The following is a 24,128-nucleotide window of genomic DNA, read 5'->3' on the forward strand; positions in this document are numbered from 1 at the left end:
TTCAGATCCTTATTCATTGTTTCTGATACAGCCTAGCTCAGAGCGCTGGCGAAAATGTTTTGGCCCGACATCACGTTGATTCCACCAGAGACCGGGACAATCGATCCGGTTACATAGGCGCCACCCTTCCCGCTCAGGAACAGTACTGCGCCCGCGATGTCTTCATAGCGCCCCACCCGCCCGAGCGGGACATCCCGCCCGACCTTCTCTCTCATTTCCTTATCTGCCGTAACAAAGGCAGTCATGCGGGAAACAAAGGGACCGGGCGCCAGCGCATTTACTGTGATGTTCTTTGATGCGAGTTCTTTAGCCAGGATCTTGCTCAGATGGATCACTGCAGCCTTTGAGGCGGAATAGCTATAGGCGCCATCGCCCATCGGAACCTCGCCCATGACCGAGCCAACATTGATCACGCGCGCAGGATCACCATTGGATCCGCTGGCGGTCAACATAGGCAAGAGCTGACGGGTCAGTTCAAAAACACCCGTCACATTCACATTCATGACTTTTTCCCAGGCCTCATGGGGGAAAGATTCGAGCTCTGCTCCCCATGTGATGCCTGAGTTATTCATAAGAATATCAAGTTGGTCCGTGCGCTTTTTAACTTCCGCAACCAGGTCTGCGATCCCTTCGGCGCTTGCGACATCCCCTGCAAACCCTTCAGCTGACCCCGGCGCATTCAAAGCGTTAAGTTCCTCCGCGACAGCCGCACAGGCTTCGCCTTTGCGAGAGGCAATCAGAACAAATGCGCCAGCGCGTACCATGGCCTCAGCTGCCATGCGACCGATCCCGGTTGCACCTCCTGTTACCAGAGCGGTTTTGCCCTCCAGCGAAAATAGATCCATCATTTCTTCTTCTCCCTAGAAGCCACGCAAATTTGCAACGATCGCAGCGTGATAGCCATAGTCCCCTAACCATTCCGCAGAGACCCGGGCGCGTTTCATGTAAAATCCCATGTCAAAGGCATCAGTCATCCCGATCCCACCGTGCATCTGTACACCTTCCTGCACAACACGCTGCGCAGTTTCTGTTGCGCGCGCTTTTGCCACCGAAACTGCAAGTGCTGCATTTTGTGGGTCCTGGTCCAGCATGCGCCCAGCGTTCAACACGGCGGAGGAGGTCACTTCAATTTCGCACCACAAATGCGCCGCGCGATGCTGCAAGGCTTGAAAGCTGCCGATTGGAACACCGAACTGCTTTCTTTCTTTCAAATAGCCGGTGGTCATTCCAAACGCCGCCTCTGCCAGGCCTGTTGCCTCTGCAGCCAGCGCAGCCTGACCTGCTTGCAAAGCAGGTGAAAGGAGCGTCAGGCCCTCCCCAGGGCGACCAACCAGTGTTTCACCGGTGACCTCAACATTTTCAAATGAGAATTCTGCCACATCTCTGCTGTCAATCATCTGAACCTCTTGCTGGGTGAGACCAGGCAGAGATTTCTCCAGATCAAAGAGGCAAAGACCATCAGGGGAACGGGCAAGCAATAGAATGCGGTTTGCGTTGCAACCATCTGCAACAAAAACCTTTTGCCCTGAAAGAATGTAGCCATTCCCACGCGGTTCCGCCGTCATTTCGACTTTGGATGGGTCAAACTTGGAAGCCTCGTCTATTGCCAGCGCATAGGTAAGAGTGCCCGCAGCCAGCTGACTTAAACGATCGCATGCGACGTCGGTTTCAACGCTTCTCAACACTCCAGCAGCGATCACAGCTGTGCTGATAAAGGAGCTGACGGTCAGATTGCGCCCCATTTCGCGCGCGAGAACATTTGCTGCTGCATGTCCCATTGCGGATCCGCCGTATTCCTCTGGCACGAGGATACCACTCCAGCCAGCAGCAGCCATTTCCTGCCAAAGTTCCGGTTCATTTGTGCGACCAGCGTCGCGCATCTGGCGTAATTTGCCGATAGGAGCAGAGCGATCCAAAAGCGTGCGTGCTGAATCTGCTAGAATTTTTTCTTCTTCTGTTTCAACAAGTTTCATAACTATCCTACCCCGGAAGACCAAGAATGCGTCGACTGATAATGGAGAGCATCACCTCTGATGTACCTCCTTCTATGGAGTTTGCCTTGGTGCGCAGCCAATTGGGGGATGCATCCGAACTCCAGCTTAGTTCGAGGCTTCCGCCCAACTCCATTACCAATTCAAGCCGACGTTTGTTCAACTCGGTTCCCATGTACTTCAGCATGGCAGAGGCATCGCCAACGCCTTGCCCGCATTCTGCTTGGTCTTTGTAGCGCTCCAGTGTCATCTCAAGCGCGAGACTGTCGACCTCTGCCTGCATCGCTTTTGCCAAGAGGATTGGGTCAGAATGACCTGTCTCGCTATCCTGCAACACCGCGCCAAGTGGGCGCCCTGCCCCCATGACCTGACCACCATTGCTGATCATTTCCCGCTCGTGTGTCAGCAGATATTTTGCGACATCCCAGCCGCGATTGACCTTTCCTACCACCTGCTCTTTGGGAACTTCGACCGCATCAAAATAGGTCTCACAAAAGGGGGAAGAACCAGAAATCAACTGAATTGGTTTGGTTGAGACCCCAGCGCTGCGCATATCAATCAGCAGGAAAGAGATACCTAGGTGTTTTGGCGCCTCGCGGTCGGTGCGAATGAGGGCGAAAATCCAATCCGCGTGATCGGCGTAGCTGGTCCAGATCTTCTGTCCGGTCACAGTCCAGTGGTCGCCATCGTCCACCCCAAGTGTTTGCACACCGGCGAGATCTGATCCTGCTCCGGGCTCTGAATAGCCCTGACACCAACGTATCTCACCCCGTGCAATGGGCGGCAGGTAGTGCAGTTTTTGTTCCTCGGTGCCGAATTTGAGCAATGCCGGGCCAAGCATCCAGATGCCAAAACTGTCTAGCGGAGATCTGGCACCAATCTTTCGCATCTCGTCCTTTAGGACTTTGTCCTCATCCCGCGTCAGCCCGGCGCCGCCATAGGCTTTGGGCCATGTGGGAACAGTGAATCCTCTTTCTGCGCAAACCCTTAGCCACTGTTCTTGCGCAGTTGATGTGAATGACCAACGCGTGCCTCCCCAACAAATGGCATCTTCACCACTTGCACCGTCCCGCATTTCTGTTGGGCAGTGTTGTTCAAGCCAGTCGCGAACATTTGAGCGAAACTCAGCGAGAGGTTCCTCTCCATCAGATTGCGCTTCAGCCATGAACTCCCCCAGTCGCTTCACGATTTCACAATGTAGAATTGCATTTCGAAAATTGATTGACAACGCGTCTGAGCAGCAGAAGACTTTACGTAATTCCAGAAATCACAGCCGGAGATAGGGCAAATACATGCATTCCATGCTGAGCAATGAACCAGGCGGGCCAGAAACTTTGATCTGGAGCGAGCAACCCGATCTTTCCCCCAAAAAGGGAGAAATCCTGGTCTCTGTCCGGGCAGCCGGTGTGAATTTCCCCGATACCTTAATCATTCGCGATCTGTATCAGGTCAAACCACCCAGACCCTTTGCCCCAGGTGGGGAGGTTTCAGGGGAAGTTATTGCGATTGGTGAAGGGGTTACAGGATACAGTTTAGGTGATCGCGTCCTGGCTCTGACCGGTCACGGTGGCTTTGCAACACAGATCTGCGTGCCTGCAAATCAAGCGGTGAAGTTTCCGGAAACGATGAGCTATGAGGAAGCTGCGGCTTTTGTATTCACCTATGGCACGTCTTATCACGCATTGAAGGACCGAGCGTCACTGGCACCAGGTGAAACCCTTTTGGTTCTCGGGGCCGCAGGTGGGGTTGGCGTTGCCGCCATTGAACTGGGAAAGGCCATGGGTGCCCGTGTGATTGCCGCAGTTTCCACCGAGGAAAAGGCAGAATTCTGCCTCTCTGTCGGCGCCGATGAGGCGCTGGTTTACAGTCGTGAGATGAACAAAGCTGATCAAAAGAAGTTCTCGAGTGAAATCAGAGAACTTACAGGCCGTTCCGGAGTCGACGTGGCCTATGACGCGGTTGGTGGTGACTACGCAGAGCCCGTCCTGCGCTCAATGGCCTGGCAAGGCAGGTATCTTGTTGTTGGGTTCCCGGCCGGAATTCCCAAAATCCCGCTGAATCTGCCCTTGCTAAAAGGCTGTGACATCCGTGGTGTCTTTTGGGGCGCTTCGGTGTTTCAGGACCCGAAAGGCCATGCAAGCAACATGGCGGAACTGCAGGAGCTGTTCCGCTCTGCTAAGATCAGGCCGCGGATCCATGCGTCCCTGCCAATGCAAAGGGCCGCAGAGGCCCTGGGGATCATCGAGCGACGGGAGGTCATGGGCAAAGTTGTCCTTACCAACGCTTGAGGGAGATATTGCACCCTTTATGGCGCAATGTTTCGCAAAAAATCGTGCGAAAATGGCAACATAGGTCGGTCAAACTGCCTGATACACGCTTCGCATTCGCAGCAAAAATGTCCTATTTTGAGGACAGTGAGTTGCGATGAGGTTGGAGATGTCGAGCATACTTATTTTGAACGGCCCAAACCTGAATCTTCTGGGCACCCGACAGCCAGAGGTCTATGGCTCTGAGACATTGCAAATGATCGAAAAGGCCTGCCGCGATCACGCGCAAGCCAAGGGACTGGAGGTGGACTGCCTGCAGTCCAACCACGAAGGTGAACTGATTGATGCAATTCACAATGCTCGGGGGAAACATCAGGGCATTATCTTAAATGCCGGTGCCTACACGCATACATCAATTGCCTTGATGGATGCGGTTTTTTCCGTTGAGTTGCCTATGATTGAGATTCACCTTTCAAATATTCATGCTCGTGAAGCCTTCCGTCATACCTCCTATATCGCACGCGCTGCATTAGGTCAGATCTGTGGTTTTGGAAGCCAAGGCTACCTACTGGCGCTAGATGCACTGGCCGTGCATTTGGCAGCGCAGCGCGGAGACCAATAGAATGGATCTGGTCGACTACCTGCATTTCGTCTCTGGCGCGCAGAGCCTGGAAGAGCTTTGGCACAATCATGTGCAGCAGATGTCTGAATATGGTTTTGACCGCCTGATGTATGGCTATACGCGCTATAAGACGGAAACTTCCCTGGGAGATCCTGATGATTTTCTCATTTTGACAAATCACAATCAGGATTACGTCAATGGTTTCCTGAACAATGGGCTTTACTTTCATGCGCCGATGCTTCGCTGGGCGCTAGAGAATGAGGGCGCGGGGAGTTGGCAGAAAATCCAGCAAATGGCTGAGCAAAATATGCTGGATTCTAAGGCGCGTCGCGTTGTTGAATTCAATCAAAGCCAAGGGATGAGTGCTGGCTATACAGTCAGCTTCTTCTCCGCTTCTAAGCGCTACAAGGGGGCAATTTCCCTTGGAGCAAAGAAAGGGATTGATCAGAGAGAAGTTGATTCTGCCTGGCGCGAGCAGGGCGATGATATCGTCCTGATGAACAATGTTGTTCATCTGAAAATTCTGACACTTCCCTATGAGACCCCGAACCGAACACTTACCAAACGTCAGAAAGAGGCGTTGCAATGGGTTGGTGATGGTAAGACCACCCAGGATATTGCGCTCCTGATGGGGCTGACCGCTGCAACGGTGGAAAAGCACCTTCGACTGGCACGCGAATCCCTGTCGGTTGAGACCACGGCCCAGGCCGTCTTGAAGGCAACACTACAAAACCAGATGTATATAGTTGAATCTTAACAGCATATTTTTCCAGTCAGACTGATGATTTCAAGAATCTTTTCAGATGCTTACGGAAGGTTACCTAGCGGAAACTCTCTGCATTCGGGTATGGAAATCACTACTACACTTTAGCGCTGAATTCTGCGAAAATAACCTCGTTCCGTGAGTGGTGGCTTTAGCCTAGGAACTTTGGGAAACGATCTCTGCAATTTCAGGGCTCTCCTTCCTGTACGGTCACTGGTACGTATTGTTCCGCTCCAGTGACCGTGAGACAGAGGGGCTCCATCCATCCCCATCAATGGAGCCCCTCATTTTTCCTTTCTGGAAGATGAACGCAGAAAACTCTGCTTGGGTAGCCGGGATTGCTCGTGACGACTGTCTGTCGACACTGGCTATTGCAGATTGTGCTACACTTCAAAGCCAGGCTTTGCTCCTCTATTGGGGGTGCCGTTAGGAATTTGGCCTTCCTCGAACTCACACCCCTCCAAACTTGATGATGCCCTTTAGAAGCGGCCCAACGAAAAAGAGCTGGTGAAATCCACCAGCTCTTTCGATTGTTCTAGATCTGAAATTAAAGTGTCAGATCGCTTAGCCCTGAGCAGCTTTTGCAACTTCAGCGGCGAAGTCTTCTTTTTCGACTTCGATGCCTTCGCCTACTTCGAGACGAATGAAGCCGGTGATGGTGGCGCCTGCTTCTTTCGCTGCCGCTTCAACGGTCAGATCTGGGTTCACCACAAACTGCTGGTTCAGCAGTGTGGATTCCGCAACGAACTTCTTCATGCGGCCTACGATCATTTTCTCGATCACGGCTTCAGGCTTGCCGGACTCGCGCGCGATATCCATCTGAACCTGCTTTTCCTTCTCAACGACAGCTGCGTCGAGGTCATCTTCGGACAGAGCGGCGGGGTTCACAGCAGCGATATGCATTGCAACCTGCTTGCCGAATGCCTCGTCACCGCCGTTCATGGCAACCAGAACACCGATTTTGCCCATGCCTGCGGTCGCAGCGTTGTGGACATAGGAGATGACAGTTTCACCTTCGACGGAAGCCATGCGACGAACAGACATGTTCTCACCGATGGTGGCGATCTTGTCGGTCAGGACGTCGGCAACGGACTTGCCACCCATGTCGGCAGCTTTCAGCGCCTCAACATCGGCAACACCCAGAGCGGCCTTGGCGATACCGCCGACCATTTCCTGGAATTCGGCGTTTTTGCCAACAAAGTCGGTTTCAGAGTTCACTTCAACCGCGACACCTTTGCCGCCTTCAACAACAACAGCAACCAGACCCTCTGCCGCGGTACGACCGGATTTTTTGGCAGCCTTGGCAAGTCCTTTGGTGCGCAGCCAGTCAACAGCGGCTTCCATGTCACCATTGGTTTCTGTCAGTGCTTTTTTGGCGTCCATCATGCCGGCGCCGGTGGAGTCGCGCAGTTCTTTAACGAGTGCAGCTGTGATTGCCATTTTTGGCTCTCCTCAAATCAAAACGGATTTGGGGCAGGTGATACCCTGCCCCGCATGTCAAAGCTATGACAGGCAGATTAGGCGCTGGCTTCTTCAGCAACCGCTTCTTCTGCTGGTGCTTCGTCCAGAGCACCAAGATCAACGCCTGCGGCGCCCAGCTGAGCGGTCATGCCGTCCAGAGCTGCGCGAGCAACCAGATCGCAGTAAAGCGAAATCGCGCGCGAGGCGTCGTCGTTGCCAGGGATGACAAAATCTACGCCATCAGGGGAGCAGTTGGTGTCGACAACAGCCACAACCGGAATACCCAGTTTCTTGGCTTCTGCGATTGCCAGTGCTTCTTTTTTCACGTCGATGACGAAGAGCAGATCAGGAACGCCGCCCATTTCGCGGATACCACCCAGAGAAGCCTGCAGTTTCTGCTGGTCACGTTCCATGCCCAGACGCTCTTTCTTGGTCAGGCCTTCGGCGCCGGATTCCATCTTCTCGTCGATTTCTTTCAGACGGTTGATGGATTGGGAAACGGTTTTCCAGTTGGTGAGCGTGCCGCCCAGCCAACGGTGGTTCATGTAGTACTGCGCGGATTTCTCTGCGGCTTCGGCGATTGGGCCAGCGGCCTGACGCTTGGTGCCAACGAAAAGGATACGGCCGCCCTTTGCAACAGTGTCGCGTACGATCTGCAGAGCCTGGTCCAGCATTGGAACGGTCTGGGTCAAGTCCATGATGTGGATGCCGTTGCGCGCACCATAGATATAGGTGGACATGCGCGGGTTCCAGCGCTGGGTCTGGTGGCCAAAGTGGACGCCTGCTTCGAGCAGCTGGCGCAGAGTGAACTCAGGAAGAGCCATGCGTTTATTCCTTGTTTCCGGTTTCAGTCCTCGGTGGGGGTCTCAGAGCGTGTGCTCCAACCGGCGGTCTGTCGGGGATGTCTCCCCCAATCAGGCCAAACCCCACCTGCGGGTTCGAATGGCGCGCGTATACTGCAGGTGGGATAGGCCTGCAAGCATTATTTTCCATGGCTGGTAAGCCCCTGCCGCACAGCCTCTTCACACTGCGATGCGAGCTGCTTTCGGTTGGCAAAATCACTGACTTTCAGGGCATCGTGATAGACTAACTCCACACGCCCCTGGCGTTTCGCGGCCAGCGTTTTCAATAAATGCGGTCCAAACTCCATATCCCCCCACCAACCATAAAAACGTGGCTCTTCGCCGGATGGAGCTGTGAAAACAACAGAAACAGGCTGAACATAACTGTCTTCCCTTAGTTCCTCTTGAAAGAGCGCAGCAAAAAGGGTGGTCTTAAAGGGTAAGACCCTTCGCCCATCGGTTGAGGTTCCCTCAGGGAAGAACAGGAGCTTATGACCTGCTTTGAGGCGTGACTCAAACAGAAGGGTCTGCTCTTTGGCTTTTTTGGGGTTTCGTTCGATAAAGACCGTTCCTGTGGCGCGTGCCAACCAGCCGATGCCCGGCCAACTCGCCACTTCTGCCTTGGAGACAAAGTAGACGCGCTTACGTGCGTTCAGAGCAAAAATATCGAGCCAGGAAGAGTGGTTGGCGACCACAATCCCCTGCTGCTTCATCAGAGTGCCTTTGGTTTGAAACTGCATCCCCAATACACGAAAGGCGTTCCGACAGACAAACTGCGTGATGTAGGGGGTTAGCGGGCGGTGAAGTCCGTAGAGTGGTCGCTCCACAAGCCGGAGCAGGAGCAAAAGCAGCAAGCCACCAAAAACAAGCATACCCAGAGCGAACCCGCGAAAAAGCACTCTGACCCAGCCAATTGGGGGTATGTGCAAGGGTTCCGGCTCTTCTGAATCGGTCCAGGTTACGGGCATTGGGCCACCTGTTTCTGACCCACATACATGCGACGTTGCCGTGTGTTCATTTTGCTGGTGTCCAGTATCAAACAGACATCTGTTGTGTTGAACTCTCTATCCACAAAAGCGCCATCGCCCACGGCTCCCCCCAATCTGAGGTATGCCTTTATCAAGGCGGGCATGCTCAGCATTGCGCGCTTTCGATCAGGCTGCGCATCCCCCATGAGTTCCATCGATTGGTAGGTTTTTGAACGGCTTATCAGATCTTGTGGAGCCGAATACTCTCTCTGCAATAGCGTGAGAGGCTCAGCCAGCTCTGCCAAATTCACACCTGGAAAGCTGGCCACACCAAAGAGAATTTCGATTTCGTGCTGTTTTACATAGTCTGCCAATCCATTCCACAAATGAAACAGGGCTGGACCGCCTCTGAAATCCGCATCTAGACAGGAGCGTCCTAGTTCCAACAATCTACGCTCTGAAGCTTTGAGTGCGGAATGATCGTATTCACTGTCTGAATAGAAACCACCCGCAGCCTCTGCCTGATCACCACGCATCAAGCGGTAAACCCCAGCGAGACGACCAGTGCTGACTTCCTGAACCAACAAGTGATCGCAGAAAGGATCAAAGTGATCTTTTTCCAACTTTTTTTTGTGATCAACCAGTGGGCCAGAGGCGCCCATTTCTTCGACGAAGACCTCATAGCGCAGAGACTGAGCCGCCCTAACCTCTTCCTTGGTTGTCGCAAGTGAAACCTGAAAATCGGGCTGTTTCTCGACCATTGAAGTCTCATTTCTGGCGCTTCCAGGCCGCAAATAACTGCTGTGCTTGGGAAGGGCAAGATTTCCAAACAATTCTACGGGCTTTCTTAACCTTTCATAAACCGCTATGGCTCATGCACAAGGATGAGGGGTACTTTTACCCCATCAATGACCAGTTTACCCTGGTCAGGGAAGTTAACGGTAATCTTGCCGCCCGCATTGGATTGGACTTGCCCGATCCCCCAGTCCGGGAACTCTGGATGTTTTACATACATTCCAGGCGCAAGAAGAGCATTGAGGTCGGTCATGAGGCGGGCCCGTTCGGAGGAAAATTATGGCTGTAGATAACGCCGATTTGGCAGCATTGATAGGCTCGAGAATATGTCATGATCTTATCAGCCCCGTTGGAGCTATCAACAACGGGCTTGAATTGCTTGGAATGTCGGGTGTTGTCGATGGGCCAGAACTGGAACTCATTTCGGATAGTGTGCTGAACGCCAATGCGCGCATCCGTTTCTTCCGTGTTGCCTTTGGCGCAGCCGGTGAGCAGCAGATGGGCCGCGCGGAGATCATCTCTATTTTGGCGGACATGTCAAAAGCCGGGCGCATGTCCTATTCTTGGACTCCTCTGGAAGGCTGTTCCAGGGAGGAAGTGCGCATGGTGTTCCTGGCGCTCCTCTGTCTTGAGAGCGCCCTGCCCTATGGTGGTCAGGTCACCATGCTCTGCTCTGGTCAGTCCTGGTCCATCACCGGAGAGGGAACAAAGCTGAATTTGGATGAGAGCCTTTGGGGTCATCTGGATGGCAGCGATGACGCCGCAGCAATCACCCCTGCCCTTGTGCAGTTCGCTATGTTGCCTGTTGCGGCAAAACAAGCGGGGCGTCGCATCCAGTTTGACCAGACCCTGGAAAAGATCACGATCCAGTTCTAAACGTCCTGGCAAGAGTTTCAGACTGACAGCAACCAGAAATAAACCCCGCAAAGCGCGGGGTTTACTTTTTGGGGGCGCGGCCCTTTGCTTAGCTGCGTAGGGTACCGTTGCCCCGAACAAGATATTTGAAACTGGTAAGTTGCGCCGCTCCTACGGGGCCGCGAGCATGCATTTTTCCAGTGGCAATGCCAATCTCTGCACCCATGCCAAACTCACCACCATCAGCAAATTGGGTGGAAGCATTGAGCATGAGGATTGCACTATCCAACTCATTGAAGAAACGTTCGGCAGCCGACGCATCTTCGGTGATGATACAGTCCGTATGTTGAGAGTGGTACTTGCGGATATGCGCCAGGGCCTCATCGATATCTGCAACTGGTTTTGCAGCGATGATTGCGTCCAGATACTCTTTTCCCCAGTCCTCTTCACTCGCAGCGATCAAGTTTTCCGGCCCTGTCAGGCCTTTGGCGGCATGGATCTCCACGCCAGCAGCGGCCAGAGAGTTCAGTACCTCCGCACCGATGCTCTCAACGATGTCCTGATGGATCAACAGGCATTCTGCGGCACCACAGATACCAGTGCGCCGAGTTTTAGCGTTCAGGACAACCTCAACAGCTTTTTTGGGGTCCGCCGCCTTGTCGAGGTAGATGTGAACAATCCCCTCGAGATGGGCAAAAACGGGCACTCGGGCCTCTCGTTGGACCAGCCCCACCAGACCTTTGCCCCCGCGCGGGACAATGACGTCAACATAGTCGGTCATGGTCAACAGTTCCTGCACCGCGGCGCGGTCGCGCGTTGGCACCAGTTGAACAGCTTCCTCCGGAAGACCTGCAGATTTCAGCCCCTCTGCAAGACAGGCGTGGATGGCCTGGCTGGAATGAAAGCTTTCTGACCCGCCGCGCAGGATCACCGCATTGCCGGATTTCAGGCACAGAGCGCCTGCATCGGCGGTCACATTCGGGCGGCTCTCATAGATCACGCCGATGACGCCCAAAGGCGTGCGAACCCTTTGGATGTTGAGCCCCGATGGCTGATCCCAGTCCGCCAAGACCTCCCCAATTGGGTCCGCTTGCTCAGCGACGGCTTTTAGACCATCAACGATCCCTTGGATACGGGGTTCGTCCAGCATTAATCGATCCATCATCGCCGCAGATAGCCCCTTGGCTTTGCCAAATTCCAGATCCTGGGCATTTGCAGCGATAATGTTCTGTCTTTGCGTCCAGACAGCTTCTGCCGCTGCCAAAAGGGCGTCTTTCTTGCATTCAGCGCTGGCGGTTGCCAGAACCTGTGCGGCTTGCTTTGCACGTTTGCCAAGCTCCGCCATCACGGCGGGGATATTCACTTCGGTATTCATTGTTTATGGCCTTTAGCAATCCAGGCTGGATCCGGTTTCGTTGTGCCGCAGCCTAAACGAAGTTGCGCGGCGTGATCCAGACCTGGACGGGAAGTCTTACAGCGCCAAATCATCGCGATGGATCAGGGCCGCGCGTCCGGGATACCCCAGGCAGCTTTCGATTTCATGCGATTGGCGCCCCTGAATGGCGCGGGCCTCATCACCTGTATAGCGTGACAGCCCCTGCCCCAGTTTGCGCCCGTCTGGGCTGAGGATGGCCAGGGGATCGCCCCGACCAAAGTCACCCTCCACATGACGCACCCCTGCGGGCAATAGGCTTTTACCGTTTTGCAGCGCATTGGCGGCACCTTCGTCCACTGTAAGAACGCCACGGGTTTTCATCGCAGAAATCCAGCGTTTGCGCGCCAGATGAGGGTCATCCTGCGCCGTAAACCAGGTGCAATCGGCTCCATCTTCCAGTGTTTTCAGCGGGTTCAAGGGTGAGCCTTCGGTGATCACCATGGCGCAGCCCGAGGCCGTCGCCATTTTTGCGGCCATCAGCTTGGTGATCATGCCGCCCTTGGAAAGGCCGGAAACCCCATCACCAGCCATCGCTTCGATCTCCGGCGTGATCACATCAACACGTTCAAAACGCTTTGCATCGGGGTCCATTGCTGGATTTGCGCTATAAAAACCGTCCACATCCGACAAGAGCACAAGCGCATCTGCGCCGACGGTCACGGCGACCTGTGCCGCCAAACGATCATTGTCACCATAGCGAATTTCATCGGTGGCAATCGTATCGTTTTCGTTCACGATAGGGACCGCGCCCATAGAAATCAGCGTTTCCAATGTTGCACGGGAATTCAGGTAGCGCCGTCGATTGGCACTGTCTTCCAATGTGACCAAGACCTGGGCCGTTGTAATACTATGAGGCGCCAGGGCTTCTTCGTAGGCGCGTGCCAGACGGATCTGCCCCACTGCGGCAGCGGCCTGCGACTTTTCCAAGGGCAGTTCTGTGCGCGGAAGTTCCAGCACCTCGCGCCCCAGCGCAATGGAGCCGGATGAGACCAGGATCACATCCTTGCCAAGAGATTTGAGCCAGGCGACATCATTCGCCAAGGAGTGCAGCCAGCCGGCGCGCAACTTGCCACTTTCACGGTCAACCAGCAGAGCAGAACCGATTTTGACAACAATACGCTTGGCACTTTTTAGGGTTGCCAAGGTGCTTCCTCCTCGACGGGTTTCAGGCGGATGCGATTGTCATCTACCTGTGCCCGCACGGCGCGAAGGACTTCGTTCAACCCTTCCCGGCTAACACCTGACATCATGAAGACAGGCCCACCAGCCTCTTCCTCCAGAGCTTTGCGCGCTTCCTCGCGCTCTTCGTCGTCAAGTGCATCAACCTTGTTCAGGGCAGTGACGCGGGGTTTTGTCGCCAGCTCGCCGCCATAGGCTTCCAGCTCATCAATGATGGTCCGGTAGTCTCTGGCAACGTCATCCGAGGTGCCATCAACCAGATGAAGCAGAACCGCGCAGCGTTCAACATGACCCAGGAACCGGTCGCCGATGCCTTTGCCCTCATGCGCGCCGGCAATAAGGCCCGGAATATCGGCCATGACGAATTCTGCATTATCAACTCCCACAACGCCGAGGTTCGGGTGCAGTGTAGTAAAGGGATAGTCGGCGATCTTGGGCCGCGCATTAGAAGTGGCGGACAGAAAGGTGGATTTTCCGGCGTTTGGAAGGCCAAGTAGGCCTGCATCCGCGATAAGTTTGAGCCTTAGCCATATCGTACGATCAACCCCTTCCTGACCAGGATTGGCGCGTCGCGGTGCCTGGTTGGTCGAGGATTTGAAATGTAGGTTGCCAAAACCGCCGTTGCCGCCTTTTGCGAGCAGAACGCGTTGACCCAATTCCGTCATATCGGCCAGCACGGTCTCTTCATCCTCATCGAGGATCTCTGTGCCTACCGGAACCCGCAGGATGATGTCATCCCCATCCTTGCCGGTGCGTTGCCGACCCATGCCGGATTGGCCGTTTTTTGCAAAGAAATGCTGTTGATAGCGGAAATCAATCAGCGTGTTCAGGCCATCAACAGTCTCGGCCCAGACAGAGCCCCCCTTGCCGCCATCGCCGCCATCCGGTCCGCCATACTCGATGTATTTCTCACGGCGGAAGCTAACACAGCCGTTGCCGCCGCCACCGGACCGGACGTAGACCTTTGCCAGATCGAGGAATTTCATGACGGCTCCTTTGGGCTCAACCCGTGATACGGGTAGACCCTCTTCTCTATAGGTATGGGGAAACCGGGCCTGAAGGCCCGGTTAACGGATTTAGGGAGTGGCTTACCCGAAAGCTGCGGAAAGACCAATCAGAGTTTTCGGCTATATGTCCAGGTTGGGACGTTTGAATCACGCGCCAGGCAATAGGTTTCCGCATCGCCCAGGTATTCAAACCCGCTATGGATCAGCACACGGGCCGATGCCGGGTTGTCCTGAAAAACAGAGGCAAACATCGCCGCATTTTTCAGCGGGTTCGCATTCACCAAAGCTTCAACCGCCTCTGACGCCAATCCAGTGTTCCAAAACACCGGTGCAATCCAAAAGCTCACCTCTGTTTGGTTGCGGTCCATGCGCTTGAGGCCGATGATGCCTTTCAGCTCTTCGCCACCGTCAGGGGTGCCGTCGATCGCCCAGATATCTTCTTCGCGGTTTTCAGCCATTGCACGCGCAACAAAAGCATCAACCGCGCCCGGCGGCATCGGATTCGGAATAGAGCTGGTCATGCGTGCGACGCGTTTGTCGCCCGCATAGTGGGAAATCAGGCCCTTGTCGGACTCCCGAAGGGGTCGCAGGACGAACCGGCTGGTGTTGATTACCGGTTGACTGATCACGTGATCCAGACTCATTACTCTGCTCCTTATGCAAAGGCCTCGAACAATTGGCTGCCTCTATATCAAGGCATAAAAATTGGGCATTTGAAGGGCGGTTAAGATCCGCTTCTTCACAATCCTGACATTCCAGTCGCAGTACCAAGAAGCTGCTTGGCTACTGCAAACCCATGAACCTTCTATTCTTCTGCCGCAAAGCGACCGAAAAACAAGAAAGGGGACCGGCTCTTGCCGATCCCCTTAATATCTAAAACCTTAGCGGGTTCGGCTTACTCAGCGGCCTCCGCCACTGGGAGAACCGATACAAAGGTGCGGCCTTTGAGGCCTTTGTGGAAGGTGACTGCACCTTCGGTGGTTGCAAAGATGGTGTGGTCTTTGCCAATGCCAACACCCTCGCCCGGCCAGAACTTGGTGCCGCGCTGACGAATGATGATATTGCCTGCGATGGCCGCCTGGCCACCGTAGAGTTTCACACCAAGGCGGCGACCAGCTGAGTCGCGGCCGTTACGGGAGGAACCACCAGCTTTTTTATGTGCCATTCTTTCTCTCCTTAGCCTTTAGCCAGCTCTTTGGCCTGCTCAACCCATTCGGGCTTCACTTTGACCGCTTCGATACCAGCAATGTCGTCTGCCGACAAGGCTGCGATCTGAGCAAAGCTGGTCAGACCGGCTTCTGCCAGTTTCTTGGCAGCAGCTGGGCCAACACCGGTCAACTGGGTCAGATCATCACCAGCAGCGGCTTCGGCAGCCGGGGCAGCCTTTGCAGCGGCTTTAGGAGCAGCTTTAGTTGCGCCCGATGCCAGGATCTCGGTGATCTTGACCAGAGTCAGCTTCTGACGGTGGCCTTTGGTGCGCTTGGAAGAGTGCTTCCGGCGGCGCTTAACGAAGTTGATGACCTTGTCACCTTTGATCTGGTCGATCACTTCTGCTTTTACAGCAGCGCCATCTACCAGAGGTGCACCAACAACAGGAGCGTCGCCGCCCAGCATCAGTACTTCGTCGAATTGGATGGTTTCGCCAGCATCAGCAGCCAATTTTTCAACGCGGAGGATATCACCCGCTTGAACTTTGTACTGCTTGCCGCCAGTCTTGAGGACCGCAAACATCTGCGTCTTTCCTTTTCCAACCGCGTCCTTCGGCCCCCATAATGGGTGTTTCGGCTGATGCCGCCTCGAACAGCGCGCCCACATAGGAGCGGTATTACAAATAGAACCCGGCACAGGGATTCCGGGCCGGGATGCGGGCTTTTGAACCGAAAGCAGCAGTAAGTCAAGTCCCAAGCGCTTAATCTTTCTGCTGCGCAATTCTCGCGGTCTGAGACTACATTCACCGCCACAAAGATACGCACTGGCAAGCATCGTTTCTTTAGCGTTTTGTCACGAGGCCCCGGTGTGACTGTAAACAGTGCAGGCTGCGCACTAGAGATCTTGCCCCTGCCCCAGATCCTTCATCTCATAGGCCAAGGCCTCAAAGCGGTTAGCCGTTATTTCAAACTGAACCGCATTCAGCAATTCATAGACCTGCTGCATCAAAGGGTTTTCCAGAGCTTCGACATAGGCAAGTAGCTCCTCATCGCTGAACCCCTGGTAAGTATAGGCAGAGGCCGCAAGGTTTGCGGCCTGAATTGCGACCCGGATTTCGGCTTCCTGGCTTTTCTGAAAGGCGCGCAGCCCTTCAGCGTCGAGTTGCAGCTCAATGACACCCGCGGCATGAGCTGCCATAAGGAAACGAAATTGCACCTCTTGAATGGACTTCAAACCTGAATCAGAGGCGTCAATAGCGGCCCCCATGCGTTTAAAGAGTGCTAAACGATTGCTAGCCTCACGGACCAAATCCGCAATGATACGCTCACCGGCGATCTGCTTCAGGTCATCTTCTTCTACCAGATGTGAAGCGTTTTCCGCCGATACCAGACGCTTGCCCAGATCGCTGTCGTAAAAGCGCATAGCAAACTCCAGGGCATCCTCCTGCAGGGTCTTGGTCAGGATTTCCAGTGCCAGCCCCCGCATCTTGTCCTGGTCAAAAACCTTTGAGGCAAGCCGGCTCCATTCGTCGCCAAAAGCGCTAGAAGTCATCCCCAACATCTCGGGTGCTCCACCCGCTGTCAGGGCGATGCTATCCAGGGCCACGTCAAATCCTGTCACTTCAAGGAAGGTTTTGACTTTGGCACTTTCTGCGGCGTGGGCCGAAAATGTCCCCAAAACGAGAAAAAGAGCGGCGTAGAGAACACGCAAAATGGAGCGGAGGGGGGAATAAGGAAAAGACATAGGCAATATCTAGGTGAAAAAAATGAGCAAACAACAAAAATCGGCTTTCTCTCAAGAAGTTGAAATTCCCCTCTTGCACCGATTGCATTTCACGACTAAACCGCCGCTCACCCCCCGCGGAGAGGTGCCGGAGTGGTCGAACGGGGCGGTCTCGAAAACCGTTGTCCCTTCACGGGGACCCAGGGTTCGAATCCCTGTCTCTCCGCCATTTTTCTTCGAAAATGACATCTGAGGATTTCTGAGCGCGAAAGCGAATTCTCCAGAGGCCTTGAGAAAAGAGAGCGCAAGGCCCCTTGCTCAAGAATAAAAGTCTGCTTCCTTCACATCGGTTTTCCCGAAGACAAGACACCCGAGGGGCTGCTCAGGTAGTTTCGAATTGTTGGATCAATCTGCAGGCTTTTCTCCGAGTAGGTACCACAGCGTTCGAGCGCTTCTCTCGCAGTAACGCGCTCATCAAGACGTTTCCAAATGGCCTTGGCCGCATAGGGGTGTGCATAGGGCCGCCAGGCAACTCCCATTGTTACGCCACGCAGGTACTTTAGCTGTTGCCGATGTGCAGAATATAGAATGGTCTGTGCGACGCAGCCTTCGCGTGTACGCTCGTGTTCGGTCACATAAATTCTATTTCCTCGCATCGTGACAAGCCCGTCATATCGGGAAACCTGGCGAATGCTTTTGTCCACCGAAACCGCATTCTCGTAGGATCTGCAGGTGACATAGCCATCTTTTTCAGAAACCCGGACCAGTGAAACAAAGATCTTTCCCTCCCAGGAAGGAGTACAGAAATGCGAATGGTAAAACCCGAGGTAGCGGCGAAGGTTCTTTTGTTGCCCTCTATAAGGTGCAAGAAAAGAATCTGAGGTAGATTCACCGATCAGATGGTCTTCGCTCCGCAAGATCTCATCCAATTCAGCTGGGTCGCCAAACAACTGCTTCTCACTAAGGTCAAAATGGCGGGCGATGCGGCGCAGGTTGTGGGCTGAAGGCATGGAGCTGCCGTTCAGATACCGATTGAACTGCTGCCTGTTGATTCCGATTTCACGGCAGATCTGTGAAATGCTCCCATGCTCCGCACAAAGAAGCCTGAGGTTTTCTGAAAAATTGTCGTTCATATGGCGTTTACCCTTCGCGGACTGACGCGACTTAGGAGCAAAAAGCGTCAATTCACTCAATTTTGCACAGTTTGAATCCAGTGTGAAGCGGTCAATCTCTTCCTGTTCCCAGTTGGAAGACATGATGGAAATGACGACAAAGACGATTGAAATTCAGTGCCACCATCAGCCGGAAGGGATGTGGACGAGGAGGTCCCGCCCCTTTTTTGTGTCAGCTGAACTGATCCCGGCTGCGGATATGGGCCGCTATTCGCCTGATCCTCATCCCTTGGGTAACAAGCTGCTGCCCGAAATTTCCGGTTTCGGTGGTCTTTAGCGTTCCCTCTACAACTCATTCGGATGTCCGGCATTCCGGCCTGATCGGCGTGCGGCAGGTCAGGTTGCCAGCAGAATCATCAATCACTCCACCGCGATAGGGAGAAACCGACCCTCATCACAACCATGCGCCAGCGAAGGCGCAGACAAAACCAAAAACCGGAAGACAGAGTGGGTGGAACTCACATCACCAGGGCTTCTTTGAACAGCATTCCAGGGAGGAAAAACATGAAAATCGAATGGACAAAGGCATCCGTGGGGCGCCGGAGCTTCTTGAAAGGCGCCACAGCATTTGGGGCAGCTGCGGCTTTGCCTATCGGGCTGGCGGACCGAGCCCTCGCAGCCAGTGATGGGGTGTTGCGCGTGCGTGCCTACGGCGATGCGCCAAATATGGATCCGGCACATAGTGTTGGTGTCACCGAGGAAGAAGTGCATGCGGCAATCTACAACAAGCTGATCCAATATAAACCTGGCCGCGAATGGGACTGGCAATTGGATGCCGCCTCCATGATTGAACAGGTTGATCCGACCCATATCAAATTTGCCCTGCGCGACAATATTGGCTTTACCAATGGGTTCGGCTCCATGAGTGCTGAGGATGTGAAGTCAGTTTTGAACGCATGTGCCGATGCAACCGAAGTCGATAGCGGATATGGCCTCTCAGCCATGTGAGTACAGTGAGCGCGAAGCACCATGTACTCAAGAGCCTTTGCCCGCTTTGGTCGATCGCCTGCCTTATATCACCGGCAATATCGTTCCAAAAGGCAGTTGAGGCCGCAGGTGGGCGGATTGGCAGCGATCCGGTTGCGGAAAGCGGTCCTTATCTGCGCTCCAGCTGGGCTGCCAAGGAAAAAACCGTGCTGAGCCGCAATCCGGATTGGAAAGGTGATGCGCCGGCCTGGGATACAATTGAGATCCTGCCTATCGATGACGAGAACACTGCGGAGATCGCTTTTGAAGCCGGCGAACTGGATTTCACCCGCGTCTCGCTTGGGTCCGTGGATCGCTATCGCGGGGGCGTCCCAAATGGTGGAACGTTGGTAGAGAACCCATCGCTCTATTACGTCTGGCTGGGTATGAATCTGGATCATCCCAAGCTGCAAAACCAGAAGCTGCGGCAGGCAATTCAACACGCCATTGATGTGCCGACCGTGCTTGAAGCCTCATACTTTGGGGCGGCAGCACCTTCGACCGGGATCATCGCTCCGGGCCTTGCGGGCAATCGGGCGCAGGGATTGGTGCCGGCGGAAGCCAATATCGAAAAGGCTATGGCCTTGCTGGCCGAGTCCGGCGAAACCAATGTCACCCTGACCCTCGATATCCTGAATAAGACCACCTACACCACGATGGCGCAGGTCATTCAGGCGATGTTGGCACAGATCGGCATCACACTTGAAGTTAACGTGCTAGAGAGTGGCGCCTTCTGGGCCAGCGGTGACAATGAGAACCTACAGCTTGTGCTGAACCGGTTCTCTATGGCGCCGGATCCATCTTATGCGACGGCCTGGTTTATCAAGGAGCAGGCAGGCATCTGGAACTGGGAACGTTTCCGCAATGCCGAGTTCGATGAGCTGCACCAGGCCGCCTCGCAGGAGACCGACATCACCAAGCGCGATGCGATGTATCAACGGGCGCAGGATTTGATGGAAGAAAGCGGTGCCTATCGCTTCCTCACCCATGAGGCGACCCCGGTGATCCATTCATCTCGAGTAAACCCGGCATTGCGTCCGGATGGGCTAGCGCTGCTGCGTTACTTCGGAAAAGCCTAACTTCTCCCTAGGCTTATGCGCGGCTGCCATTCGTCCCAGAGGTGGCCGCGCAACTTATTTCTGGCTCAAAAGGTGCCTGACCCCATGTTGCAATATGCTCTTCGCAGATTTGCCCTTGCTGTACTTATTGTCCTGGTGGCAGTGACCGCCATGTTCCTGATGATCCGTGCTGTGCCCGGTGATCCGGTTCAAATCATGCTTGGCCCGCGCGCCACACCTGAACTGCAGGCACGGCTGACGGCGGAGCTGGCGCTGGACCAGCCGATCTGGCGCCAATTGGTGATCTTCTACGGCAACCTCCTGCAGGGCGATCTGGGCACCGATGTGTTTTCCGGTCGTTCCGTGACCAATATTGTCTTTCAACAACTCCCACATACGCTGTCATTGATCTTTGCATCAATCCTTTGGTCTGCGGCCCTAGGAATCGGGCTTGGCGCCTATGCGGCGGCCCATCCCAATACCCTGATTGATCGAATGACTGCAGCCATATCCGTTGCTTTCGTTGCTGCCCCGGCCTTTGTGGTTGCCCTACTCTCGCTGCTGATCTTTGCGGTGAACCTGAAATGGTTTCCTGCCATCGGCGTCGGGGAGGGGATTTGGGATAAACTGGATCACCTCGTCCTGCCGGCCTTTGCGATCGGGCTTAGCTGGGTTGGCTATGTCGCGCGACTGGTGCGGGCTTCGATGCTGGAAGTCATGGGTGAAAACCACATCCGCACGGCCCGTGCCTTTGGCATCAGCGAAGGGCGCATTGTGCTGAGCTATGCGCTGCGCATTGCGATCCTGCCGGTTGTGACCGTGATCGGCGTGGGCATGGGGTTTTTGCTGAGTTCCGCCGTCTTTGCCGAGATCGTGTTTGCCCGCCCGGGACTGGGCAAGCTGGTGATCGATAGTATCACCACCCGCAACTATCCGATTGTCATGGGCTCCGTGCTGGTCTCCACGACCCTGTTTGTTGTCTCCACTGCGCTGGCGGACCTGATCAACGCCTGGCTCGACCCCCGTGCCCGCAGCGAAAACTGAGGAGGCCCGAGATATGTCAAAATCGCGCTCTGAACTTAGCCTGATCCTGACCGGTGTAGCCCGTGACCCTCTGGGCTTGATGGGATTGATCATCGTGGGAACCATCATCTTCTGCGCCCTGTTTGCTGCATGGATCACCCCGCATGATCCCATCGGCATGAACATCAAAGACCGCCTCCAGGGGCCCTCCCTGACCTACCTTCTTGGCACAGACCAATTGGGCCGCGATACTTTCTCGCGGGTTATCATGGGCGGTCAGGTTGCTCTGAAAGTTGCTCTGCCAGCGGTGTTCGGGGCCATGATCATCGGCCTCACCCTGGGTATGATTGCAGGATATGGTCCGAAATGGCTGGACAACCTGCTGATGCTGTTTTTTGACACCATCCGTTCTTTCCCAACCGTAATGTTTGCACTGGCAGTTGTGGCTCTGGTTGGGCCGTCTTTGCAAACCGTCGTCTTTGTGGTCATGGCAACCTCCATCCCGACCTATGGGCGGGTGGCCCGCACTCAGACACTGACCCTGCGCAACTCAGAGTTTATTCTCGCCGAACGCTCGATGGGAGCCGGCATGGCGCGCATTCTCGGGGTTCATATGTTGCCCAATATCATCGGTGTTCTGGCGGTTCTTGCGGCGATGGATATCCCCACGGTGATTGCACTCGAGGCCGGACTTTCCTTTCTTGGGCTTGGTGTAAAGCCACCAACCCCGAGCTGGGGCGCCCTGCTTAAGGATGGTTATGCGCTCATCCGTCAGACCCCCTGGCTGGTGGTTGGTGGCGGCCTTCCAATCATCCTTGCCACCCTCGGTTTCACCTTCTTGGGTGAGAGCCTGCGCGATGTGGTGGATCCGAAACTGAGGAAACAGCGATGAGTGATACACTTCTGCAAATTGACAACCTGGGTGTGGATTATGAAACCGCGCGCGGAGACCTGAAGGCACTGCGGGACATTACCTTTGATGTGAACCGAGGTGAGATTGTCGGTATTGTCGGGGAAAGCGGGTGTGGAAAATCCACTCTGATTTCTTCCATACTAAGGCTGACTGCTCCAAACACCAGGTTTCGCCAGGGTGAGATCCGCTTTAAGGGGCAGGATCTGTTACCCCTGTCGGAACGCAGGATGCGGGCATTGCGTGGGGAAGACATCTCCATCGTGTTCCAGGATCCGATGCAGACCCATAATCCGGTTTTGACCATCGGCCAGCAGATGCTGGATATCCAGCATCGCTCCAAGGCGTCCAAGGCAGAGAAGCGAGCACGCGCTGCGAAGATGCTTGGCGCCGTGGGCATTCCAGACCCCGAGGCAAGGTTGGACCAGTTTCCGCATGAGTTCTCTGGCGGGATGCGCCAGCGGATCGCCATTGCCATGGCGCTGATGTCGGAACCCGATCTGCTGATCGCGGATGAGCCGACCACAGCGCTGGATGCAACACTGGAGGTGCAGATCATCGAACGTCTGCAGGAGCTGCAGCAGCAGTTCGACTGCGCCATCTTGTTCATTTCGCACCATCTTGGTGTCATTGCAGAGCTCTGCGATCGCGTGGTGGTGATGTATGCCGGCGCAGTGATCGAAAGCGGCGATGTCAGGGAGATCTTTCACAACCCGAAACACCCCTATACTCGCCGTCTGATCGACTGTGACCCAGGTCATATCAAGACACGTGCCCGTGTTCTTCCAACCATACCGGGCGAGGTCCCGGATCTGGCCAACCTGCCGGAGGGTTGCATTTTTCGAGACAGATGTGATCAGGCCCTTCCGTGCTGCGCCCATCAAGTTCCGCCTCTTACGCAGTTGCAGGAGGGGCATCGGGCGGCCTGTTGGCTCAATCATGAGGAGGTGAGCGCATGACCCTTCTGGACGTAAAGAACCTGCACACCAGTTATGGCAAAGTGGATGTGCTGGCTGGGGTGAGTTTTGAGGTTGAGCCGGGCGAAACCTATGCGCTGGTTGGCGAAAGCGGGTCAGGCAAAACCACTGTCATCCGTGCGATTGCCGGGCTTGCCCCGGCTCAGCAAGGCTCGGTTAAGTTTGACGGCCGGGAGATACGGGGCGCCTCGGAACGGGAACTCCGTCCCTTGCGTAAGGACATCGCGATGATGTTCCAGGATCCGGTTGGCAGCCTCTCGCCACGCCTGACAATTCGTAGCCTGATCACCGAACCCTATCGCATTCAAGGTATGCGGCAGCGAGACCTGGATGCCGAGGCAAAGCGACTGCTTGAGATGGTCAATCTGCCCGCTCATTTTGCCGATCGCTACCCCTATCAACTGTCGGGTGGTCAAGCCCGCCGTGTAGGAGTGGCGCGCGCCCTGGCCTTGGAACCAAAGCTGATCCTTGCGGATGAACCCACCGCCGGTTTGGATGTCTCGGTTCAAGGTGAGTTGTTGAACCTGATGAATGACCTGCGCGAACGGCTGGGGCTGGCGATGGTGATCATCACCCACAATCTCAACGTCGTGCGCCATGTCGCCGATCGGATGGGCATCATGTATCTGGGCCGTTTGGTGGAAGAAGGCGATACGGAAACGATCTTTGCCGATCCGCGTCACCCCTATACCCATTGCCTACTGTCAGCGAACCCTGAACCGGATCCCGATGCGCGGCTGGAACGCATCGCTCTCAAAGGGGAACCGCCCAGTTTGCTCAAGCGCCCACAGGGGTGTGAGTTCCGCGAGCGCTGCCCCTTTGCAAAACCCATCTGCACCACTGTGCCGCCTTGGGAAGTGGAAAATGGGCACGGCTTGCGTTGCCTATCTCCAATGAAGGCCGGACAGGCCGCTTAACCCCTGCACTCTCAAGCATGAACCATGCTTGAGTGCGCCTTACCCTGAG

Annotated in this window: 27 protein-coding genes and 1 tRNA gene; 12 read left to right on the plus strand and 16 right to left on the minus strand. The window is 54.9% G+C overall.

The window, feature by feature from the left end:
• Positions 1-32: 32 nt before the first annotated feature.
• The 3 genes from RSK20926_RS04380 to RSK20926_RS04390 are packed head-to-tail and all read right to left on the minus strand — an operon-like array spanning position 33 to position 3,156.
• Entirely contained in the window at positions 33-848 is an 816-nt protein-coding gene (locus tag RSK20926_RS04380; protein ID WP_008204674.1) for an SDR family NAD(P)-dependent oxidoreductase, read from the minus strand.
• 12 nt (positions 849-860) lie between these two features.
• Complete coding sequence (locus tag RSK20926_RS04385) at positions 861-1,973, minus strand: acyl-CoA dehydrogenase family protein (protein WP_008204675.1); 1,113 nt, start codon at positions 1,971-1,973, stop codon at positions 861-863.
• A gap of 7 nt (positions 1,974-1,980) precedes the next feature.
• Positions 1,981-3,156 (minus strand): acyl-CoA dehydrogenase family protein, encoded by a 1,176-nt coding sequence (locus tag RSK20926_RS04390; RefSeq protein WP_008204677.1) that lies wholly within the window; start codon positions 3,154-3,156, stop codon positions 1,981-1,983.
• A gap of 127 nt (positions 3,157-3,283) precedes the next feature.
• Here RSK20926_RS04390 and RSK20926_RS04395 point away from each other — a divergent pair, with 127 nt between their 5' ends.
• The 3 genes from RSK20926_RS04395 (at position 3,284) to RSK20926_RS04405 (ending at position 5,637) form a co-directional block, all read left to right on the plus strand.
• Positions 3,284-4,279 (plus strand): NADPH:quinone oxidoreductase family protein, encoded by a 996-nt coding sequence (locus tag RSK20926_RS04395; RefSeq protein WP_008204678.1) that lies wholly within the window; start codon positions 3,284-3,286, stop codon positions 4,277-4,279.
• Positions 4,280-4,427: 148 nt separating this feature from the next.
• Entirely contained in the window at positions 4,428-4,880 is a 453-nt protein-coding gene (gene aroQ, locus RSK20926_RS04400; protein ID WP_008204680.1) for a type II 3-dehydroquinate dehydratase, read from the plus strand.
• 1 nt (position 4,881) lies between these two features.
• Positions 4,882-5,637, plus strand: coding sequence for an autoinducer binding domain-containing protein (locus RSK20926_RS04405; protein WP_008204681.1), 756 nt, complete (start codon positions 4,882-4,884; stop codon positions 5,635-5,637).
• Between the two features lie 570 nt (positions 5,638-6,207).
• Here the strand turns inward: RSK20926_RS04405 and tsf are convergent.
• The 5 genes from tsf to RSK20926_RS22370 all read right to left on the minus strand — a co-directional run bounded on the left by tsf (position 6,208) and on the right by RSK20926_RS22370 (position 9,962).
• Positions 6,208-7,083, minus strand: a complete 876-nt coding sequence (tsf, locus tag RSK20926_RS04410) for a translation elongation factor Ts (protein ID WP_008204682.1) — start codon at positions 7,081-7,083, stop codon at positions 6,208-6,210.
• A gap of 77 nt (positions 7,084-7,160) precedes the next feature.
• On the minus strand, positions 7,161-7,928 hold the full coding sequence (rpsB, locus tag RSK20926_RS04415; RefSeq protein ID WP_008204683.1) for a 30S ribosomal protein S2: 768 nt from the start codon (positions 7,926-7,928) through the stop codon (positions 7,161-7,163).
• Positions 7,929-8,086: 158 nt separating this feature from the next.
• Positions 8,087-8,914 carry a lysophospholipid acyltransferase family protein gene (locus RSK20926_RS04420; RefSeq protein ID WP_037253743.1) on the minus strand — a complete coding sequence of 276 codons (828 nt, stop codon included), beginning with the start codon at positions 8,912-8,914 and terminating at the stop codon, positions 8,087-8,089.
• On the minus strand, positions 8,905-9,675 hold the full coding sequence (locus RSK20926_RS04425; RefSeq protein WP_008204685.1) for a GNAT family N-acetyltransferase: 771 nt from the start codon (positions 9,673-9,675) through the stop codon (positions 8,905-8,907). Before RSK20926_RS04425 ends, RSK20926_RS04420 begins: the two co-directional genes overlap by 10 nt.
• A 104-nt stretch (positions 9,676-9,779) precedes the next feature.
• Positions 9,780-9,962, minus strand: a complete 183-nt coding sequence (locus RSK20926_RS22370) for a DUF3553 domain-containing protein (RefSeq protein WP_083805729.1) — start codon at positions 9,960-9,962, stop codon at positions 9,780-9,782.
• Positions 9,963-9,988: 26 nt separating this feature from the next.
• On the opposite strand from RSK20926_RS22370, the gene RSK20926_RS04435 reads away from it, so the two are divergent.
• Entirely contained in the window at positions 9,989-10,585 is a 597-nt protein-coding gene (locus RSK20926_RS04435) for a histidine phosphotransferase family protein (RefSeq protein ID WP_037253747.1), read from the plus strand.
• A gap of 88 nt (positions 10,586-10,673) precedes the next feature.
• On the opposite strand, the gene RSK20926_RS04440 is transcribed toward RSK20926_RS04435, so the two are convergent.
• The 7 genes from RSK20926_RS04440 to RSK20926_RS04470 all read right to left on the minus strand — a co-directional run bounded on the left by RSK20926_RS04440 (position 10,674) and on the right by RSK20926_RS04470 (position 17,077).
• Positions 10,674-11,939, minus strand: a complete 1,266-nt coding sequence (locus tag RSK20926_RS04440) for a glutamate-5-semialdehyde dehydrogenase (RefSeq protein ID WP_008204688.1) — start codon at positions 11,937-11,939, stop codon at positions 10,674-10,676.
• A gap of 96 nt (positions 11,940-12,035) precedes the next feature.
• Positions 12,036-13,142 carry a glutamate 5-kinase gene (gene proB / locus RSK20926_RS04445; RefSeq protein ID WP_008204689.1) on the minus strand — a complete coding sequence of 369 codons (1,107 nt, stop codon included), beginning with the start codon at positions 13,140-13,142 and terminating at the stop codon, positions 12,036-12,038.
• Complete coding sequence (obgE, locus tag RSK20926_RS04450; RefSeq protein WP_008204690.1) at positions 13,130-14,164, minus strand: GTPase ObgE; 1,035 nt, start codon at positions 14,162-14,164, stop codon at positions 13,130-13,132. Before obgE ends, proB begins: the two co-directional genes overlap by 13 nt.
• Before the next feature lie 128 nt (positions 14,165-14,292).
• Positions 14,293-14,829 carry a GNAT family N-acetyltransferase gene (locus RSK20926_RS04455; protein ID WP_008204692.1) on the minus strand — a complete coding sequence of 179 codons (537 nt, stop codon included), beginning with the start codon at positions 14,827-14,829 and terminating at the stop codon, positions 14,293-14,295.
• A gap of 251 nt (positions 14,830-15,080) precedes the next feature.
• The gene (gene rpmA, locus RSK20926_RS04460) at positions 15,081-15,350 is read right to left on the minus strand and encodes a 50S ribosomal protein L27 (protein WP_008204693.1); all 270 of its coding nucleotides are present in this window, start codon (positions 15,348-15,350) and stop codon (positions 15,081-15,083) included.
• 11 nt (positions 15,351-15,361) lie between these two features.
• Positions 15,362-15,916 (minus strand): 50S ribosomal protein L21, encoded by a 555-nt coding sequence (gene rplU, locus RSK20926_RS04465; protein WP_008204694.1) that lies wholly within the window; start codon positions 15,914-15,916, stop codon positions 15,362-15,364.
• Positions 15,917-16,228: 312 nt separating this feature from the next.
• Entirely contained in the window at positions 16,229-17,077 is an 849-nt protein-coding gene (locus tag RSK20926_RS04470; protein ID WP_008204695.1) for a DUF2059 domain-containing protein, read from the minus strand.
• A gap of 118 nt (positions 17,078-17,195) precedes the next feature.
• Between RSK20926_RS04470 and RSK20926_RS04475 the strand changes: the two genes are divergently transcribed.
• Positions 17,196-17,285: transfer RNA gene (locus tag RSK20926_RS04475), tRNA-Ser, on the plus strand.
• A 112-nt stretch (positions 17,286-17,397) separates the two neighbouring features.
• On the opposite strand, the gene RSK20926_RS04480 is transcribed toward RSK20926_RS04475, so the two are convergent.
• Positions 17,398-18,189: a helix-turn-helix transcriptional regulator gene (locus RSK20926_RS04480; RefSeq protein ID WP_037253915.1), complete on the minus strand. Its 792-nt coding sequence runs from the start codon at positions 18,187-18,189 to the stop codon at positions 17,398-17,400.
• 121 nt (positions 18,190-18,310) lie between these two features.
• Here RSK20926_RS04480 and RSK20926_RS04485 point away from each other — a divergent pair, with 121 nt between their 5' ends.
• The 7 genes from RSK20926_RS04485 to RSK20926_RS04510 all read left to right on the plus strand — a co-directional run bounded on the left by RSK20926_RS04485 (position 18,311) and on the right by RSK20926_RS04510 (position 24,079).
• Complete coding sequence (locus tag RSK20926_RS04485; protein ID WP_008204697.1) at positions 18,311-18,505, plus strand: hypothetical protein; 195 nt, start codon at positions 18,311-18,313, stop codon at positions 18,503-18,505.
• Positions 18,506-18,732: 227 nt separating this feature from the next.
• Positions 18,733-19,176, plus strand: a complete 444-nt coding sequence (locus RSK20926_RS23125; RefSeq protein ID WP_008204698.1) for a twin-arginine translocation signal domain-containing protein — start codon at positions 18,733-18,735, stop codon at positions 19,174-19,176.
• A 5-nt stretch (positions 19,177-19,181) separates the two neighbouring features.
• Positions 19,182-20,273 carry an ABC transporter substrate-binding protein gene (locus tag RSK20926_RS04490; RefSeq protein WP_008204699.1) on the plus strand — a complete coding sequence of 364 codons (1,092 nt, stop codon included), beginning with the start codon at positions 19,182-19,184 and terminating at the stop codon, positions 20,271-20,273.
• A gap of 84 nt (positions 20,274-20,357) precedes the next feature.
• Positions 20,358-21,296: an ABC transporter permease gene (locus RSK20926_RS04495; protein ID WP_008204700.1), complete on the plus strand. Its 939-nt coding sequence runs from the start codon at positions 20,358-20,360 to the stop codon at positions 21,294-21,296.
• 13 nt (positions 21,297-21,309) lie between these two features.
• Positions 21,310-22,167: an ABC transporter permease gene (locus RSK20926_RS04500; RefSeq protein WP_008204701.1), complete on the plus strand. Its 858-nt coding sequence runs from the start codon at positions 21,310-21,312 to the stop codon at positions 22,165-22,167.
• The gene (locus tag RSK20926_RS04505; RefSeq protein WP_008204702.1) at positions 22,164-23,144 is read left to right on the plus strand and encodes an ABC transporter ATP-binding protein; all 981 of its coding nucleotides are present in this window, start codon (positions 22,164-22,166) and stop codon (positions 23,142-23,144) included. Before RSK20926_RS04500 ends, RSK20926_RS04505 begins: the two co-directional genes overlap by 4 nt.
• Positions 23,141-24,079 carry an ABC transporter ATP-binding protein gene (locus tag RSK20926_RS04510; protein ID WP_008204703.1) on the plus strand — a complete coding sequence of 313 codons (939 nt, stop codon included), beginning with the start codon at positions 23,141-23,143 and terminating at the stop codon, positions 24,077-24,079. The genes RSK20926_RS04505 and RSK20926_RS04510 overlap by 4 nt, the downstream gene beginning before the upstream one ends.
• Positions 24,080-24,128: the final 49 nt, after the last annotated feature.

Origin of the sequence: Roseobacter sp. SK209-2-6, from assembly GCF_000169455.1 — a bacterium.
Taxonomy (GTDB): domain Bacteria; phylum Pseudomonadota; class Alphaproteobacteria; order Rhodobacterales; family Rhodobacteraceae; genus Pseudophaeobacter.